Below are 20,655 nucleotides of genomic sequence, written 5' to 3'. Positions count from 1 at the left end.
TAAAGATTAGAAAAAATGAAAAACAAAATATTTTCCTCTGGAGCAATTATAGCAGCGAGTGTATCTTTTCTTTTACTGCCGCTTAATTCATGTGAAAAAGAATTAGAAGTTACACCCTATTCTTATTTTACAACAGCCAATTTCTTTAAAACTTCAGACGAAGCCAATATGGCTGTATTAGGAGTTTATGAAGCAATGTCCTCTTTTGACAGTTATGGATGGAATATCTCTATACTTTTTGATACTGATACTGACATTCAACAAATCAACGGTTTAAGTGCCGATGACTGGCGTATGATTCCACATTATCAAGGTATTTCGCAGACAAACGTTTTTTATGCCGTTTGGAGCAAATTATATGAAGGAATTGACAGAGCCAATGTTGCGATTGAAAGAATTCCGCAAATGGCCTTGTACACCGAAGGAACTCAAGCTCAAAAAGACCAATTAAACAAATTCATTGGTGAAGCTAAATTTTTACGCGGCTTTTACTATTCTGAGTTAGTACGTTTATGGGGTGATGTTCCTTTTAAAATAAAAAGTTCACAGGCAGGAGATGATTTAAAAGGCGGTCTTGTAGACAAAAAAGAAATCTACACACAGATTATCAAAGATATGCAGGAAGCTGCCCTCCTATTGCCGGAACAAATCCCTACAGATGAACGTGTAAACAAATGGGCTGCTAAAGCTATGCTGGCAAGAGTTGCCCTATTTGCCGGCGGATATTCATTAGGTGCTGACGGAACGATGAGTCGTCCTGCCAACTATAAAGATTTTTATAAACTGGCACAACAGCAAATCAATGAAGTAATGGCACAAAACCCGTATAAGTTGAATCCATCTTATTCAAAGGTTTTTAAGAACCAGTGTCTGCATGTTTTAGAGCCTACTGAAAACATTTTTCAAGTAGCCTTTTACAATCCGGCAGGATATAGAGAAAACTCTTCTAACATTGGTAATTTTAATGGTGTAACTACCGCAAATGGTTTTTATTCTTCGACCAACTCAAGATGTGTTGTTCCAAAACCTTTTTATAACGGATTTAATGCAGCAGATCAAAGAAGAGATTTCTCGATTGCCATGTACACATTAAATGCCGCTGGAAATAAAGTAGCACTTTTGACTACAAGACAAGACGAGAGCTGGACGGTTGGAAAATGGAGTCGTGAATTTCAAACCAATTCAATTCAAGAAAAAGCATACAGCCACATTAATTGGGTTATTATGCGCTATTCTGATTTGCTTTTAATGCGCGCCGAAGTAGAAAACGAATTAAATGAAGGTCCAAATGCTATTGCTTACGATGCAATTAATCAAGTTCGCAGAAGAGGTTTTGGTGCCGACGTGCAAGGAAGCCGTATTGCTGTTGACTTAAAGACAAAAGGTACTGGATATAGTTCTGCAGCAAATGTAGTAATCCAAATTACAGGCGGCGGCGGTTCTGATGCTTCTGCGGCTGTTGTAACTTTGGCAAGCGGCGCTATCAACACAATTGCAATGTTACGTACTGGAGACGGTTATACTTCTGTACCAACTGTTACAATTACAAGTGTCGACGGAAAAGGTTCTGGCGCAACAGCAACAGCTAGAATTTTGCCAAAACCAACCACAGCAGAGATGAATTTGCCAACAGGTCTTGACAAAACTAGTTTTCTTAAAGCTCTTCAGCAAGAAAGAGCTTGGGAACTTTCTTTTGAAGGAATGAGAAGAGCTGATTTGATTAGATGGGGAATTTTAGGAGATAAAATAACTGAAACTGCTAATGCCGTAAAACTTATTCGTTCCAACTATTTCTATCCTTCAGTTGGAAACTTTGTAGCAGGAAAGCATGAACTTTATCCTTATCCTCAGAATGAAACCGATGTAAATAAAAACATTACACGACAAAATCCTAAATATTAAACGAGCGGTTCTTGAATCTTTACAATTCATTTTCCTTTCAAAAAAAATATCTTTTTAAAACATTAATGCAGGACCTCGTTCTGCATTAATTGTTTCATCTGAGTTGAAAACGACATTTTTTCATTTAATGTAACTAAACCATTGCATTCAATTTTATCCTCCGATGCTAAAATAAACTCTTCACGAGGGTAATTAAAATTACAATTATGATAAACTTATATAATTCTGAACTGCCTTCATCCTACGCAGTTGGAATCGATATTGGCGGTACCTCACTTAAATGCGGTCTTGTTAATGAAGAAGGCAAAATTTTACTGTCCTTTCTAGTTCCATTACAGAATGCCGGCACCCAAGAAGAAATTATACAACTAATCGCAGACGCCATCAACCAATGCACCTTGCAATTAAAAAAGCCAATTGCCGGCGTGGGTATTGGTTTTCCAGGTCTTGTCGAAAATAACGTAATCATTGGCGGTGCAGATAATTTACCTGGTTTTGAAGAATTACCATTAGGCATTATTTTAAAAGAACTAACTGGTCATACTATTGTTATTGATAACGATGCCAATTTAATGGGACTTGGCGAATTAACCTACGGTGCGGCAAAAGATTGTACTGATGCTGTTTTTCTAACAGTTGGCACAGGTATCGGCGGAGCTATTATGATTGATAAAAAACTTTACGGCGGCTTTAACAATCGCGGCGGTGAACTAGGTCATATCATAATACAGCAAAACGGCTTGCCCTGCACTTGCGGCGGACGCGGTTGTCTGGAAGCTTACGCCTCTATTACTGCTTTAATTGAAGATTATAAATCTCAAAGTAAATTTTCTTCCGAAGAAATTGACGGTAGATATATTGTCGACAAATACCGTATTGGAGAAAAACATGCCGTTCGTGCCATGGAACGTCATTTTGACTCTTTAGCCGCAGGGATTGCCAGTTTTATAAACATCTGCAGTCCGCAAAAAGTAATTATAGGCGGTGGAATCAGCGAAGCAGGCACGTTTTATATCGACGAATTAAGATACCGAACAAAAACCTTGTCCATTCCTGCTGCTTCGGTTCATACCCAGATTGTTGCTGCCAAATTAGGAAATAAGGCAGGTATATTGGGCTGCACTGCAAATGTTTTTCAGAAACTTAAAATGGAACATTATGAAACGAAATAATTTTCTAGTTGTAATGATTCTTGTTATTTGGTTCGTAATCTCATTTGTAACCAATATTTTAGGTCCATTAATGCCTATAATCATTCAAACATACAAACTCAGCCTTACGATGGCCGCTTTTTTACCTTTCTCGTTCTTTTTAGCTTATGGAATTATGTCAATTCCCGCTGGAATACTAATCGAAAAAATGGGAGAAAAAAAGGCAATGCTTCTAGCCTTTTCTTTAAACTTAGCCGGTTCAGCAGCCTTTGCCATAAATCCTCTTTACAGCACTGCGCTAGGCTCTTTATTTGTAATTGGATTAGGAATGGCCATGCTGCAAGTTATTATTAACCCGTTGATGCGCACAGCAGGAGGCGAAGAAAACTTTGCTTTTTACTCTGTTATGGCACAGCTTACATTTGGATTAGCCTCATTTATCAGTCCGTTTGTTTTTACCTATCTCTTACATCAAAACAATGCTTTTCTAGACTTTATTTTTAATAATCTTGTTCAAAATAATTTAAACTGGACGATCTTATACTGGTTATTTACTTTGATTTTTGTCGTAATTATTCTAGTAGTAGCATTCCTGAAAATACCAATTGTAAAACTCAACGATGATGAAAAAACTGGAACTTCCCGAGTATACTTAGAACTGCTGCAAAAACGCGAAATCTGGCTTTTCTTTTTAGGAATTGTCGCCTATGTAGGCACAGAACAATCACTAGCAAACTGGATGTCTGAATTTTTAAGAAGCTATCATGGCATTGATCCTGCTTCTAGAGGTGCAAGTACCGTTGCTTGGTTTTGGGGAGCCATGACTTTTGGCTGTTTACTTGGACTTGCCGTTTTAAAACTATGGGACTCAAAAATAGTTTTAAAAACAGCCAGTATTTTCTCCATGATCGTCTTAATTGCTGCATTATATGGTGATTCAGAAATGGCTGTTGCGGCATTTATAACTTTAGGTTTTACCATTTCAGTTATGTTTTCAATTGTATTCTCGCTGGCACTTAATTCTACACATAAACATCATGGTTCCTTTTCTGGTATTCTATGTTCTGGTATTTTTGGCGGTGCACTCGTGCCTCTTATTATTGGAACTTTAGGTGATTATATGGGACTTCGTTATGCTATGTCTTTTCTGTTTTTTACGCTTGGGTACATTTTATTTTTAGCTTACAGCGCAAAACCTATCATTAATAATAAAACTACCAAACTGAAGAATATTTTCAAAAGCGAACAAAATTAAAGTGCAAAATCAGTATGAAATACCGCACAGGTATTGACTTTTAATTAAAATTAATAGCATTTTGTACAAAATCAAAACTATCTTAAATCAATGATCCCTAAATTCGTTTTGTACTTTCAAAGACTCTATGTCCTATAAAAAGACAGCTAGCTACTAAATAAACCAGACCATTATGTTATTTAAAAAAACAATAGTACTATTATCTCTAGCAGGTTTGATCGCCGCCCCCTTTGCGAGTAAGGCTCAAACCAGCGATCGTCCTAATATTCTAATTATAATGACCGATCAGCAGACTGCTGATGCTATGAGTATTGCAGGAAATAAAGATTTACATACACCTGCAATGGATAAACTAGCACAAAATGGTGTTCGTTTTACCAGAGCATATTGTGCGCAGCCTTTGTGTTCGCCGTCACGCAGTTCAATTATGAGCGGAAAAATGCCTTTTGAGAATGGTTTCATCGGAAATGCTCCAGAGAAAGACGGACAATGGCCCGAAGATTTGCTTATGATGGGGAAAATTTTCCAAAACGGAGGATATAAAACAGGTTATGTTGGAAAATGGCATTTGCCTGTACCAACGGCAAAGAAAAGCCAGCATGGTTTTGAATACATCGAAAACACTAATTTTCAAGATTATAATGATGCCGCAACTCCATCGTTCTGTGCGCGCTTTATCAAAGAAAACAAAGACAAACCATTTTTGCTTGTCGCTTCTTTTTTAAATCCGCATGACATTTGTGAGTGGGCGCGCCATGAAGATCTAAAAATGGATGTTCTAGAAAAAGCTCCACCCGCAGCACAATGTCCACCCTTGCCACTTAACTGGAAAATTCCAGATCATGAACCTAAAATTGTACGTGAACAGCAAAAAGTAAATCCAGGAACCTATCCAAGTGTAAACTGGACAGAAGATCAATGGCGTCAATACCGATGGGCTTACAACCGCTTGGTAGAAAAAGTAGATGTTTATATCGAAATGGTTCTCGCTTCTTTAAAAAAATACAATATCGAAAAAAACACCATCATCGTTTTTACAGCAGATCATGGTGACGGTTACGCAGGTCACAGCTGGAACCAAAAACAAATATTATACGAAGAATCAGCAAAAATACCTTTCATTATTTCGAAAATAGGTCAATGGTCACCACGAACTGACGAAATGCTGGTTTGTAACGGAATCGATATTATTCCGACCATCTGCGGATTTACCGGAGTACAAAAACCTAATTATTTAAAAGGAATCGATCTTAGCAAAAAAATAGCCAATCCAGCGCAAAACCTGCGTGATACTTTGGTTATTGAAACCGATTTTGCCGATAACGAAGATCTTTTAGGCATCAGCGGACGCGCTGTAATTTCAAAAGATTTTAAGTATATCGTTTACAATAAAGGCGATTTAAAAGAACAACTATTCAATCTAACCAATGATCCAGGAGAAATTACAAACCTAGCCGTTAATTCAGCCTATAAAAAACAACTGAATGAAATGCGTCGTTACTTAAAACAGTGGTGCAAAGAAAACGGAGATACTTTTCAATCTGGGTTATAAACCAAAAACAAGATTATGCTGCATAAAAAAGCATTTATGTTATTACTTTTTGTAATCACATTTCATATATATGGTCAACAGCCAGCGACAATTAAATTAACAGCCGAAACACTGCATGGCAGACTTAGAGAATGGCCTTATCCTGCAAATGGAGTGACCATCAATACAAATGCGCCTGCTTTACTTTGGCCGGGAACAAATGGCGAAAAGAAAATTGTGCTTTCAGGAGATATTGGAGATGATTTTACCATTGATCCAAAAATTCACCATGTGGTTTACAAAGTAATGCTGGCTTCTGATCCTGATTTTAAGCAAAACTTAATCAGCAGCGAAGAGCAAGAATGGGCAATGTATCCGCTTCATCAGCCTTTGAAATCTGGAAAATGGTATTGGAAATATGCTTATCGTCAGAAAAACGCACAAAACTGGGTTTGGTCGCCTTCATATGATTTTATCGTTAATCCTGCAGCTGTAAATAATCCCGTTTCACCATCAGCCGCTACGGTTTTACAGCGTGTAAACGGACAGCATCCGAGGCTTTGGAATATGAATAAAATAGGGAACGATTTTTACTTAAAAAACCTATCTAATCCTGAAGCTAAAAAATTTATCGCTTACGCTGAAAAATTAATGCTGGAGCCGCTTCCCGAAGAAAAACCAAGACGTTACATCGATACAACCGGCAAATCTGAACTTCAGAAAAAAATCAATATTGAAGCCATGTATCACGGTTTTGGAGATATGGTGGGCAATCCTGTACGTAATCTTTGTATTGCTTATCAGCTTACAAAAGACAAAAGATTCATTTTGGATGCTAAACGCAGAGCACTCAATATTGCCAAGATGAATCCAGACGGTTTAGCTACTCGCGATGATTTTACAGGAGGAGCAATATTAGAAGCTGTTGCATGGTTTTACGATGCTGGATTTGAATTTCTAAGCTCTGACGAAAAAACATTTTTAAAATCTGTTATCAAATTACGCGGTGAACGAATTTACCGTCATCTTCCAAACCGCTTCGAAATCAACATAAACGACAATCACATTTGGCAGATTACATTGCGAAATCTTGCAATAGGCGCCGTAGCAACTGTCGACGAAGTACCCGAAGCTAATAAATGGCTGACTTACATTTATGAAGTCTGGTCTGCCCGATTCCCTATTTTAAGTAATAATGACGGCGGATGGCATGAAGGCAGCGGTTATTTTAAAGTAAACTTTAGATCGTTTATTTATTTATCTCAATTATTAGGAGATTTAAGCGGTGTAGATTATTTTCAACTGCCTTGGATGCAAAATCTTCCATATTTCCTGCTATACACACATCCATCGGCGGCTTCATGCATGGCTATGGGCGACATGTGGGAAAAAGAACCTAATATTGCTAAAATCGACGCTTCGTTTGCTGATGCTCTTACGTATAGAATAAACAATCCTTTTCTTAATACTTATGTAGCTGCTATTAAAAAAGACTATCCGAACTACTTTACAGGAACAGATGATTTATTGCTTTATCGATTAATAAACTATAAATCAGAACGAAATCTGCCTGAATCGTCGTTTAATGAACTTCCGAAATCACGTTGGTTTCAAGACATGGGAATCGCTGCTATGCATGAAAATCTATCTGATACTTCTAAAAATTTAAGCAGTTATTTCTTTAGCTGTCCTATTGGTTCTTCTGGTCACGGTCATGCTTCACAAAATGCATTTACTATTAACTATAAGGGCAAAACAATTTTTGGAGGCACTGGCTATTACAGTAATTTTAGTGATCGTCACAACCTATTAGATTATCGCACTTCAAGAGCCTATTCAACTATTCTCGCAGATAGTCTGGGACAAAAAATTGGCGAAGACGGTTACGGCTGGACGCCACGTTTTATTACAGGAAAACACATTCAATATGTGTTGGGCGACGCTGCAAAAGCTTACGGTCCTATTACAAATGAATTCTGGCTGGATCGTTTTCAAAAAATTAATGTCGTACCAAATGAAGCAAATGGATATGGACAGCGAAATATTACCCTTTATCGCAGGCATTATCTACAGTTAGAAGAAGGTTATGTTGTGATTTACGATGAACTCGAAGCTGAAAAACCAGTAAAATGGACAACCCAATTTCAAGTGCCTTATTATACAATTGAATCGAAAGAAACAGCCAACAGTAAACAGCAGAATTTTACCGTAAAAACAGATGTAGGTTTAGTAAATACAAGTGTTTTTGCCAATACTGATCTTAAAATGCAAGTGCATGATAAATTTGCCGAAGCTGCCGTAAACTGGAACAAAGTAACTGGCCCAGACGGAAAAATTTTCGAATATAAAAATCAGTGGCATGCGGGAATAACTTCAACGCCAAGTAAAAAAATGCGCTTTCTAACCGTCATTAAAATCGATGGTAAAACAGCAGAAATCATAAAACCTGTCGCATTAGAAAATGGAAACATTCAGCTGAATTTTGGCAGTTGGGAGTTATCTGCACAATTAAATAGTGATCAAGCTCCAATGTTAAACATTAAAAATGAAAAATTAAATACGGCTTTTAATTACGGTGCTTCTTCTATTAAACTAGGAAAAAAAACGTATCAACATCAAACCAGCGGAAGCTCAATGCTTGTTGAAACTATCAATAACAAACCAATGCTGCAAGAAGTAATCGATGAATTACCAGATGTCGCAAAATATGATTCTAAAACTAAGTTATAATTACCATGATAAAAAATATAAGTTTTGCGATCTTACTAATTCTAAGTGGTAAACTAGCTGCACAGCAACCTGCAGAAATTAAACTCACTGCCGAAAAATTACATTCTAGAGTACGCGAATGGCCATATCCTGTAAACGGAATAACAGTGCCTACAAATGCTCCTGCTCTGCTTTGGCCGGGAACAAACGGTAAAGAAATGGTGAAACCAATGGAAAGCGGCAGCGCAATTCCAGAAGATCCAAATATTGGCAACGTACGATACAAAGTAATGCTGGCAAGCGATAAAAACTTTACTAAAGATTTAATTACCAGTAACGAACAACGTTGGGCAGTTTATCCTTTGCATCAGGCTTTAAAATCTGGAAAATGGTATTGGAAATATGGGTATGCCTTAAAAAACAGCAATCAATGGACGTGGTCTCCAACGTACGATTTTGTTATTGATTCAAAATATGCAAACCAAAAAGTTTCTCCGCCTGTAAACGAAGTTTTAAAACGAAATGAAGGAGCACATCCGCTTTTGTGGGATATGCGTACAATTGGCGAGGATTTTTACAAAAATAATTTAGATAATCCTGAGGCTAAAAAGTTTATCGCTTACGCGGAAAAATTAATGCTTGCTCCTCTCCCAACAGAGAAACCGCAACGTGTAATTGATACAACTGGTAAAAATCCATTAGAAAAAAAGATCATTATCGAGCGAATGTATCATGGTTTTGGAGACGCCGTTGGTACTCCAGTTCGTAATTTATGTATTGCTTATCAGCTTACTAAAGACAAACGTTTCATTTTAGACGCCAAACGCAGAGCTATAAACATTGCTAATATGAATCCTGACGGACTTGCAACTGGCGATGATTTTACAAGCGGTGCAGTACTTGAAGCTTTAGGCTGGTTTTACGATGCGGGATATGATTTTTTATCACCAGATGAAAAAGAGCTTTTTAAAAATATCATTAAACTGAGAGCAAAAAGAGTTTACGATCATTTACCAAATCGTTTTGAATTGCACGTAAGTGACAATCATGTCTGGCAGATTACTATGCGAAATCTTGCTATTGCAACCGTTTCAGTAATAAACGATGTGCCTGAAGCAAAAGAATGGCTTACCTATTTGTATGAAGTATGGTCGGCGCGTTTTCCAGTTCTTGGCACAACAGATGGCGGCTGGCATGAAGGAAACGGCTATTTTAGAGTCAACTTTAAATCGATTATTTACCTGTCGCAAATGTTTGGCGATTTTAGCGGAGTCGATTATTTCAAATTGCCTTGGATGCAGAATCTGCCCTATTATATGCTTTATACACATCCTAATAAATCGGCAAGTACCGCAATTGGAGACATGTGGGAGAATATTCCGTACATTGTAAAAGGCGAAGCTTGGTTTGCTGATGCGCTGACTTACAAAATTGATAATCCATATTTAAACTGGTATGTTGACGGAATAAAAAAAGAATATCCGTCTTATTATCACGGTACAGATGATTTCCTGCTTTTCCGTCTTTTAAATTTTAAACCAAACCGAAAATTACCTGTTTCATCTCCTTCAGATTTGCCTAAAACACGCAAATTTGGAGATGTAGGAGTTGTTGCCATGCATGAAGATTTAGCCAACGCCGATAAAACTTTAAGCAGCTATTTATTCAGCAGTCCGTTTGGTTCTTCGGGACACGGGCACGCTTCGCAAAATGCTTTTACAATTAATTATAAAGGAAAAGTAATCTTTGGAGGAACTGGCTACTACAGCAATTTCAGCGACAAGCACAATCTTTTGGACTATAGATCTACAAAAGCGTACAACACTATTTTAGCCGACAGCTTAAACCAAAAAATTGGCGAAGAAGGTTACGGATGGATTCCAAGAGCGATCTCAGGAAAACGCATACAGTATGCTTTAGGAGACGCCAGCAATGCTTACGGCGAAATTAAAAGTGAATTCTGGCTGAACAGATTCGAACAGATTAAAGTTGTACCAAGCAAAGAAAACGGTTACGGAGAATCTGGCGTAACATTGTACAGAAGACATATGCTGCAATTAGAAGGCGGATATATTGTTTTGTACGACGAACTAGAAGCCAAAAATCCAGTTAAATGGACCACACAGTTTCATTGCCCATATTATACAATTGAAGGTCAGAATTCGGAAAAATCGAATCAGCAGCAATTTGTTGTAAAAACAGACTTAGGAAATGTTACTGCTAATGTTTATGCCGAAAGTCCGCTAAAAATGGCTGTGCACAATCAGTTTTTTGAAGCTGCAGTTAACTGGAATAAAGTTACCGATGATGAAGGTAAAATTAAAGATTTTAAAGACCAATGGCACGCCGGAATTACCTCAGAACCTAAACAAAAATTTAGATTCTTGACTATCATTCAAATCAAAGAAGGTAAAACAGAAGTCATTAAAACCTTATCAAACATTAATGATTTAAAGCATTTACAAGTGGGAGATTGGGAAATTTTAGCGCAGTTAGACGGCAAGAAAACGGCAGCTTTACAAGTGATTGGCAAAACCGCAAAATCAGCATTTAGTTTTGGAAATCAATCTATAGAGTTTGAAGGAAAAAAATATGCACCAAAAATTGCAGGAAGTTCTGTATTACTGGAATTTTACAATTCTAAAGTAAACAAACAAGAAGTTGTTGACGAGTTGCCAGATGCAGCTAAATACGATAAAAATTAAAAGAATAAAGTGTTTTCTTTTTGTTTAAATTTAGAGTTAAATTATCAATAAGCTATTAAATTACAAAGGACTATGCGGAAAAATGTCATTTTCTATAAACACTCTGATTTAGAGTTTAAAATCTATGTTTCTATGTGTTCATTTTTTTTCACGCAGATTTAGCAGATTTTTTGATTCCTTTAATCAATGACTTTTATTTTAAAAGAAAACAAACAAAACAATTAAAATTGAGACTTTCATGAAGAAAACGATTGCCATAGCTGTGCTTTTCTATTTCGTACTTTTTGCCACTAAAAGTCAGGCTCAGGTACAAGATCGCTATTTCCGAACTATTTCGGTTGATAAAGGCTTGTCGCAAAGTTCTGTTTTTGCTATTCAGCAAGATACTTTAGGTTTTATCTGGATAGGAACTCAGGACGGATTAAATCGTTATGACAGTAAAGGTTTTAAAGTGTATCGCCCTTTAAAAAATGCTAAAAACAGTTTACAATCTTATTTCATTCGAAGTTTGTTTACAGATCATAAAGGGCGATTATGGATAGGCGGAAATCAAGGTTTAAGTGTTTACAATTATGATACTGACAACTTTACGAATTACCAGTTTCCAAAAAGTTTGGGCGAATGGTATATTTCGTCAATTACAGAAGACAGCGAACATCGTATTTGGGCAGCATCAATTACAGGAGAGATTTTTGTTCTTTCACCAAAAGACGGAAAATTTACCAATATTAAATTTAAAGCTTCTTCTCACGAAATAAAAGAGATTGCTTACATCGGTTTTTGGCAGCAGCAGCTTCTTATTGGCACCGATGTTGGTCTTTTTCAATTAAACCCAAAAACACATCAATTAAAAAAACTGAATTTAGGAACTAACAAACCTTACATCAATAGCGTTTTTGTAGATAACAAGAACTTGTGGATTGCAACTGAAGGTTATGGAGTGATTTTGTATAATGGTCAAAACCGCCAGACTTCTAGTCTTACACACAGTTCATCAGCAAATAGTATCGCTGATAATAATATTCGCTGCGTGGGCAAAGATACTGAGGGCAATATCTGGTTTGGCACTTTTAGAGGTCTTTCTATCTATAATCCAGCGGCCAATTCATTTACAAATTATTATCATCAAATTTCACAGCCGTATACAATTGCTCAAAATTCGGTTCGATGCTTTTTGAAAGATAAACAAAACGGAATCTGGCTGGGAACCTATTATGGCGGTATCAATTACTATCATAAAAACGATATTAAGTTTAATATTTTAAGCCAAAACTCGGCTAAGCCATCGTTAAACGACGAAGTTATCGGAGTCATCAAACAAGATACTAAAGGAAACTTTTGGATAGGAACCAATGACAAAGGAATAAACTATTGGAACAAAAATGCTGGTACAATAAGTTATTACTCAAACAGTGAAAACAATCCAAACAGTATAAGTTCTAATAATATTAAAGCCATTGCTTTTGATGATAACGGCAATGTACTTGTTGGTACTCATAACGGTGGAATGAACCTTCTGAATCCAAAATCAGGAACAGCACAGCGATTTCTTCATGATGAAAAAAATCCTAACAGTATTGCAGGAAACTTGGTGTACGCTCTTCTTAAAGACTCAAAAGGACGTATTTGGGTTGGTACCAGAACTGGTTTAGATCAGTTTCATCCTGAAACCAAAACTTTTACTCATATTCATCTCGACAAAGCCGGAAAACGTTTAACATCAGACGCTGTTACCTTTTTGTTTGAAGACAGTAAAAATCGCATTTGGATAGGAACTACAAACGGAGTTACGCTCTTTTACCCTGATACGCTTTTATTTGGAAATGTTGGACATGGAAAACTAAGCGAAGATATTATCAATTGTATAACTGAAGATCAAAAACACCGAATTTGGATTGGTACTAGAGAAGGTTTGCGTTTGTATGACGAAAATCAGGAATCTTTTATAAGCTTTAAAGCTAGAAAAGATTTTTTTCAAGAAACCATTTACGGTATTGTTCCAGATAATGATGGCAATTTATGGATTTCTACAAATAATGGTTTAATCAAATTTAATCCAGACAGTCGTTCGGTTCAAAATTTTGACGAAAGTGACGGCTTACAAAACAAACAGTTTAACGAATATTCGTTTTGCAAAGCACAAGACGGTATGTTGCTTTTTGGCGGTATCAAAGGTATTTCGTACTTCTATCCTGCTATGATCAAACAAAAACCGCTGCCTTTAAAACTAAGTTTTACAACACTTGAGGTTTTAAACAAAACGGTTGCCGTAAATGATGAAACCAATATTTTAGAACAACATATCGATCAGGTAAAAGAACTTGAAATTGGTTCAGAATACAAGCAATTCAGTATCTTTTTCAACACCTTCAACTATATTTCATCTAATAGAACTTATTACTATTATAAACTCGACGGCATCGATAAAGACTGGCAGCGCACAGATCAGCTAAAAGTGAGTTACAGCAATTTACCAGCAGGAAAATACAACTTTCAAATCAAAGCCGTTGGTCCAAATGGCGAAATGAGTTCCGTGAGAAGTTTAACAATTGATATTCTTGCGCCTTGGTATAAAACACTTTGGTTTTCACTGCTTTTATTAACCATTATTGGTATTGCCGTTTATATTGGTTTTAAAATTATTAAAGAAAGAATTCAGGCTGAACAACAGTTAAAATTAGAACGAATAGACAAAGAAAGAGTGAGTTATATCAACCAAGTAAAAATGGATTTCTTTACTAATGTTTCACATGAATTAAGAACGCCATTAACATTGATTCTAGCTCCTTTAGAAGAATTATTAAAAACACCTTTTGCAGACAAAATATCTAAAAAGAAACACGAACTAATGTTTATTAATGCAAAAAGATTATACAACCTAGTCGATCAGCTTTTTGAGTTTAGAAAAACCGAAATGGGAACGCGACAGCTTAAAGTGGGCAAAGGTGATATTGTTCGTTTTACACGTGAAATTTACGAGTCGTTTAAACCGCTTTCAGAAAAAAACGACATTCATTTTAGCTTTCATACAGACGAAACGCAACTCTTATTTTACTTTGATAAAGATGCTATGGAAAAGATTTTATTCAATCTTTTATCCAATGCTTTCAAATATACCAAAACGGGTCAGAGCATTACGCTGGAATTAGTAAAGAAAAATGAAACTGTAGAAATAAAAGTCGCTGACACGGGGGTTGGAATTAGTGAAGACGATTTATCAAAAGTATTCGATCGCTTTTATCAGGTAAACAATCGTGAAATGAATTTGGGCTCTGGTGTTGGTTTGGCTTTTACAAAACGCTTAGTCGAACTGCATCACGGAGAAATTTCTGCTGAAAGTACTAAAGAAGTTGGAAGTGCTTTTAAAGTAACAATTCCTCTTTCTGATCAAGTTTATAAAAACGATCAGCATATCGAAGATTCTTTGTATGAATTAGATATCGTTACCGATAATGAACTTGATAACGAAAACATTCTTGAAGAAGAAAACGAATTAGCAGAAAGAGATCAGCCTATTAAACTGCTTTTAGTTGATGATAACAAAGAGATTATAGATTATCTTCAGGATTACTTTGGTAAAATTTACGATGTAACAGTTGCTTACAATGGTCAAATGGCGCTTGAACTTCTAGAAATTCATCAATTTGATATTATTATAAGCGACGTCATGATGCCTGAACTTGACGGACTGCATTTTTGCAAACGTGTTAAACAAAACATCAATACTTCGCATATTCCATTAGTGCTTTTAACGGCAAGAACCGAAACCAGCCAGCAGTTAAAAGGCATAGAAATGGGCGCTGATGATTATATCACAAAACCTTTTTCTACTCCAATATTGGCAGCAAAAATTACAAATCTGCTGCGCTCTCGTAAACGTTTAAAGGAATATTATGCTGTAGGCAAAGAAATGGTTCCTGAAAACATTGCTTTTAATACACTTGACGAAGATTTTCTTAAACAAGCCATACAAATTGTCGAAGATCATTTGGCCGATTCTGAGTTTTCAGTTGATCATTTCAGCAGACAAATTGGTATGAGCCGTTCTAATCTTTATTTAAAACTCAAAGCTATTACAGGCGAATCGGCGATGGATTTTATAAAAAGAATCCGATTTAAAAAAGCAGTAGAATTAATGCAGAGTAAGCGATACACAATTGCACAAATTACCTATATGTGCGGTTTTAACTCTCCATCTTATTTTTCAACCGCTTTCAAACAGCATTATGGCTGTATGCCGAGTGAATATTTAGCCAAACTGGAGCAGCCAAAAGAATAACTAAACAACAATACAAACTAACTAATGCAAACAAAAAGCACCTTTTACAATCCTCCGCCTGTTTAATTAAACAGCTGTAAAAACAAAGTCTTTACACAAAGGTAAACTCAATAATTTCGAAAATTACAACCTCGGCAAAATGATTTCATTTTTGATCGACACGTTCTATTTATGCCTTTTTTAAATCAAATAACAACTTTAAATAAAACAACATAACAAACTATTAATTATAATTTTATGAAAATAACAAAATACATTTTTATACTTACTTTTATTTTACCCTTTACTTCTATCGGGCAGACAAAAGCAAGTATTACTATTCAAAATAATTTGGCTGTAGATCAAACGGAAACTGTGGTTTCTGTAAAATGGAAAGACATACTTTCCTCCTATCCGCAAATCGATACAGCAAACTTTATTGTAATTAATACCAGCACAAAAAAGCAGGTTCCTTTTCAATTGGAACATAAAGGTTCTGCTGCTGTTCAAAATTTATTACTGCAAGTAAATGTTAAAGCAAAATCAGCATTAAACCTTTCTATTCAAAAAGGAAAACCTGAAGCTTTTGCCGCAAAAACATATGCGCGCTACGTTCCGGAACGCAAAGATGATTTTGCTTGGGAAAATGATAAAATTGCGTTTCGTGCTTATGGAAAAGCTCTAGAAAAAACTGAAGGTGATGCTTACGGTTTTGATGTTTGGGTAAAACGAACAAATAAATTAGTATTAAACGAGCGCTACAAACGTGATGATTACCATATCGATCATGGCGACGGCTTAGATTATTACCACGTAGGTTTTACCTTGGGTGCCGGAAATATGGCTCCGTTTATCAAAGACACTATTCGTTACTCAGGCAATTATCATCAATGGAAAGTTCTAGATAACGGTCCTTTACGCTCCACTTTTCAACTAAAGTATGACGAATGGAACGCTGGCGGCATAAAAATGAGCGCCGTAAAAACTATCTCGCTTGATGCTGGTTCACAGCTTAACCGAATCGAAAACATCTACACATTCAATGACAATAAGCCAATTCCTGTTGTTGTAGGAATCATAAAAAGAGAGAAAGCAGGCGTTATTTCTTTAAATGAACAACAAGGTATTATGGGATATTGGGAACCTACTTTCGAAAAAGACGGCACAACAGCAGTAGGTTCTATTGTAACAACGCCAGTAGCTTCTATGTGGAGCAATAAAGAACAAATACTAACACAAACAACCGTCAAAAACAACGAACCAATTGTGTATTACACTGGCGCAGCTTGGGACAAAGCAGGTAAAATCACTACTGCAAAACAATGGTTTGATTACTTGAATGCTTTTTATCAAAAAGTAAACAACCCGCTGATTATAACAGTAAAAAAGAACTAAAACAGAATTACTATTAACTATAAACAAAAAAGAATGTCAATTAATTTATTTGATTTAACAGGGAAAACAGCATTAATTACAGGTGGTGTTCACGGATTAGGAATGGCAATGGCTAAAGGACTTGGACATGCAGGTGCAAAAATTGTAGTAAATGACCATTCGTCGCAAGAAGCAGTAAACAATGCAATTGCCGAATATAAATCGGAAGGAATCGAAGCTTACGGTTACTTATTTGATGTAACTGATGAAAATGCAGTAATCGAAGCAATTAACAAAATAGAGTCTGAAGTAGGCCCTATCGATATTTTAATAAACAATGCCGGGATTATCAAAAGAACGCCTATTATAGAAATGGAAGTTGCAGATTTTGAAGCTGTGGTAAAGGTTGATTTAACAGGTCCTTTTATTGTTTCTAAAAATGTAGCGAAAGGAATGATTACACGCGGAGGCGGAAAAATCATCAATATGTGCTCAATGATGAGTGAACTTGGCCGAGATTCTGTAAGTGCTTACGCATCGGCAAAAGGCGGATTAAAAATGCTTACTAAAAACATGGCTACGGAATGGGCTAAATTCAATATTCAAACAAACGGAATTGGCCCTGGTTATTTTGCAACAAGCCAAACGGCACCAATTCGAGTAAACGGACATCCTTTTAATGAGTTTATTATGGGAAGAACTCCAGCAGGACGTTGGGGAGATCCAGACGATTTACAAGGTGCAGCAATCTTTTTAAGCTCAAAAGCAAGTGATTTCGTAAATGGTCATATTGTTTATGTAGACGGCGGTATATTAGCAACAATTGGAAAACCATCTAACGAAAATTAGATCGTAATTGATTCTAAAACATAGTCATAATAACTGTCTGGATAGTTTTACGGCTTTATAGAAAGGTGTTTCACTTGACCAAAAATACATAAACTACTATGTGAGAGAAATGTGTTTCTTTTTAGTTTTCCTTTCTAAAAATAAAACCTATGTTTCTATGTGTTTAAAATAATTTTAAGCCTCGAGCGAAACGGACAGATGAAGTAATTACATCGAACAGCTTTACTAATTCAATTAATATTCGGCAAAGCCTTTTGTTTACAGCATTAGGCTTTGCTTTTTTTACTGTTTCTGAGTATTTTACAGATAAATCTTAAAAAATTAAAAATTTCTTATTAAAATTATCGTTTTTTAAACGAAATTTGCGCTTTAATATTAAAAAATTAAAAACAAACCCCAAGTTTAATCAAAACCCTACTAATGAAAAAAACGTATTATTTTTTTCCAGTACTTGCCGTTCTGGCAAGTATCACTTTTGCGTGCAGTGACAAGGAAGACGGCGAAAATTACAAGCCAAATTATCTGCCTAGTATTGACGCCGCAACATTACCAGCAGGAAATCGTGCCTTTACAATGTTTGAAGATGCTGAAAACTCTTCAAAAATGTATGACAATAAAGACCGTTGGTTTAGAGTAAACGAGCCTTTGCAAGTAATTCAAAAAGGTAAAGATTCTGTCCAAGTATCACTGTATTCACCAGTTGGATTAACTGACGTGAAAATATATGCTAAATTACCTAACTATGAAAAACGATTTGTTCTTTACAAATTTTCAAAAGTGCCGGCTTTTCACAGATCTTTTCATCAAATTCCGTTAACAGCAGGTAAACATGACTACGAGCTTGAAAACGGAAAAACAGTTACAATTGACAAAATCGAAGGATTTTCTTCGGGAGCAATCGAGTTTTCTGTAGAATCTACTGATCCTTTATTTCTGAAATTTAAAAAAATCAAGTCTACACACTTAGTACAATTTAGCGCTGCGTATCATACTAATGAACTTGGAAAGTTTCTACCAATGAATCCAGTTTTGGCAAAAGAAGCCATAACTATGATCATTAATTATTCTTATGCTTTAAGTCATCCTATGTATTACAGCACTTTTACAAATTTCAACAAATACAAACAGGAACAAGCAGCTACGGCAGGAACCGCAATAAATGGTGCGCTTAACTGGCATGGAAATGCTGAAGATAAGGACGGGACTTATGACTATTTAACTAAAGAGGAAATAGAAAAAACATACTGGAATTACCTTGACGGCAGAACGGTAAATATGGCAATGGTTGGCGGTGCAGCAGCTTTAGGCGGCGGCGCACTGGCTTCTCAATGGGAATCTGGATATGTTACAGGACATTGGTTAGGCGAAATGTCGGTTTGGTCACATGAATACTCTCATCATATTGGCTGGGGACACAGCAGTAACTTAGCAAACAGCGGTGAAGGCGGCGGTCAACAGGAAATGCTTACTGATTTTTATAAATACCTGATTTACTTAAACGATCTGCCTTTTACAGATCCTGAAGTCCTAAAAGGATACAGCAAAACAAGTTACCTAACGGGTAAATACAAAAAACCAGAGTTTAAGATAAATCCTAAAAACCCATTTTTACTAAAATATAAAGGAGAAGGAAAATGGAACTAACCCGCAAAATCAACATGAATAAACTACCCTTTTTAATACTGCTGCTTTGTTTTATTACCAGCTGCAGCAAAGATTCTGATGGACCTGAACCAACAAACTACGACTATTACTACCCTACAAACGAAGCTTCGATTACAGCTAAACAAATTGGTGACGGATCTGGAACGCTTGATCCTAAAGGAATCACGATTTCAAAAGAGAAACTATATGTTTGTAATGGCAATGTTTTAGAGGTTTTTAATGCCGTGACTTTAGCACATATTAAAACAATTGCAAACTACACAAAAGGCAGTACAACAATTCCGTTTGTAAATCTAACATCTGTTTCTATTGATAATGGGAGAATTTACGTAGGAAGTGTTGAATCGAGACTTTTTGTTCTTGATGAAAGCACTACTCTTGGAATTAACACGGTTGGAAACGGACAATGGTGGCAGACTTTTGTACACGTTTTTGGCGTTGTTGCAAAGGACGGATTGGTATTTGTAAAGGAAAAGGAAAAATCTATTAAAGTTTTTGAAGCTTCACAAATTACTGAAACCAGCGACTGGAATCTAAAACCTTTTGCAAAACTAAACACTTTAAGCGGTTTCGATCAAGTATATTCTATGGATGTAACGGATGGAAATTTGGTAGTTGCAGGAAGAGATGCTAAAAGCTATTTATATTATAACATTGCTGGTATTCGTGCAAATGCTGCAGCTTCAATAACTACTCCATTAGAACCTGTAAAAGCTCCTTTTGAAGACGCAAAACCAATTTCGGTAGTATTTAGTAAAGATTGGGCGATAACATCAGAAAACGCAGGAAACACATCTTATTTACGTCTTTATCCAAAAGATGAGTTTAACAATAGAGAATACAAACCAAGAGTAAATGCCTCTGACATTATGGGACAAAATCCTTTTGGAACTATTGTAAGTACTGTATTGCTTAATGATCGCATCTTTTTATCTGATAATACAAATAAAACAATTCGAGTTGTTAAGCTTAATAAATCAACAATTGCAGAGCAAAAGTAAAATCTTCCTCTGTCGTTGTTGAATACGTATTAAACACAGAGAAACATAGATTCTATTTTTATCTATAACAAGAAGACAAAAAGAAACACGTTTCTCTCACATGGGCACGCTATGTGCATTTAAATTAAGTGAAACACCTTTTATTGAAGTATAAAACTATGTTTCTATGTGTTAAAAATTATGCACAAAACATTTTAAACGATTCAATTATAATCAAAAACACCTCTAAAACTTTTGCTTTAGAGGTGTTTTTAT

11 protein-coding genes are annotated in these 20,655 nt (G+C 36.0%); all 11 read left to right on the top strand.

The window, feature by feature from the left end:
* Positions 1-15 precede the first annotated feature (15 nt).
* The 11 genes from B0A81_RS03555 to B0A81_RS03505 all read left to right on the top strand — a co-directional run bounded on the left by B0A81_RS03555 (position 16) and on the right by B0A81_RS03505 (position 20,400).
* The gene (locus B0A81_RS03555) at positions 16-1,902 is read left to right on the top strand and encodes a RagB/SusD family nutrient uptake outer membrane protein (protein ID WP_089056737.1); all 1,887 of its coding nucleotides are present in this window, start codon (positions 16-18) and stop codon (positions 1,900-1,902) included.
* A 206-nt stretch (positions 1,903-2,108) separates the two neighbouring features.
* Entirely contained in the window at positions 2,109-3,074 is a 966-nt protein-coding gene (locus B0A81_RS03550) for an ROK family protein (RefSeq protein ID WP_089056736.1), read from the top strand.
* The gene (locus tag B0A81_RS03545; protein ID WP_089056735.1) at positions 3,061-4,308 is read left to right on the top strand and encodes an MFS transporter; all 1,248 of its coding nucleotides are present in this window, start codon (positions 3,061-3,063) and stop codon (positions 4,306-4,308) included. Before B0A81_RS03550 ends, B0A81_RS03545 begins: the two co-directional genes overlap by 14 nt.
* Before the next feature lie 172 nt (positions 4,309-4,480).
* Complete coding sequence (locus B0A81_RS03540; RefSeq protein ID WP_089056734.1) at positions 4,481-5,860, top strand: sulfatase family protein; 1,380 nt, start codon at positions 4,481-4,483, stop codon at positions 5,858-5,860.
* Positions 5,861-5,875: 15 nt separating this feature from the next.
* Positions 5,876-8,569, top strand: coding sequence for a DUF4962 domain-containing protein (locus tag B0A81_RS03535; RefSeq protein ID WP_244281257.1), 2,694 nt, complete (start codon positions 5,876-5,878; stop codon positions 8,567-8,569).
* Positions 8,570-8,574: 5 nt separating this feature from the next.
* Complete coding sequence (locus tag B0A81_RS03530; protein WP_089056733.1) at positions 8,575-11,253, top strand: DUF4962 domain-containing protein; 2,679 nt, start codon at positions 8,575-8,577, stop codon at positions 11,251-11,253.
* Positions 11,254-11,491: 238 nt separating this feature from the next.
* Positions 11,492-15,532 (top strand): hybrid sensor histidine kinase/response regulator transcription factor, encoded by a 4,041-nt coding sequence (locus B0A81_RS03525; protein WP_089056732.1) that lies wholly within the window; start codon positions 11,492-11,494, stop codon positions 15,530-15,532.
* 237 nt (positions 15,533-15,769) lie between these two features.
* Complete coding sequence (locus tag B0A81_RS03520; protein ID WP_089056731.1) at positions 15,770-16,906, top strand: DUF4861 family protein; 1,137 nt, start codon at positions 15,770-15,772, stop codon at positions 16,904-16,906.
* A gap of 33 nt (positions 16,907-16,939) precedes the next feature.
* Positions 16,940-17,734: a gluconate 5-dehydrogenase gene (locus tag B0A81_RS03515; protein ID WP_089055523.1), complete on the top strand. Its 795-nt coding sequence runs from the start codon at positions 16,940-16,942 to the stop codon at positions 17,732-17,734.
* A gap of 420 nt (positions 17,735-18,154) precedes the next feature.
* Entirely contained in the window at positions 18,155-19,378 is a 1,224-nt protein-coding gene (locus tag B0A81_RS03510) for a hypothetical protein (protein WP_089056730.1), read from the top strand.
* Positions 19,369-20,400, top strand: a complete 1,032-nt coding sequence (locus B0A81_RS03505; protein ID WP_089056729.1) for a hypothetical protein — start codon at positions 19,369-19,371, stop codon at positions 20,398-20,400. The genes B0A81_RS03510 and B0A81_RS03505 overlap by 10 nt, the downstream gene beginning before the upstream one ends.
* Positions 20,401-20,655: the final 255 nt, after the last annotated feature.

Origin of the sequence: Flavobacterium plurextorum, from assembly GCF_002217395.1 — a bacterium.
GTDB lineage: Bacteria > Bacteroidota > Bacteroidia > Flavobacteriales > Flavobacteriaceae > Flavobacterium > Flavobacterium plurextorum.
The sequence above is the reverse complement of the archived record's forward strand: the minus strand, read 5'-3'. Positions and strand labels throughout refer to the sequence as shown.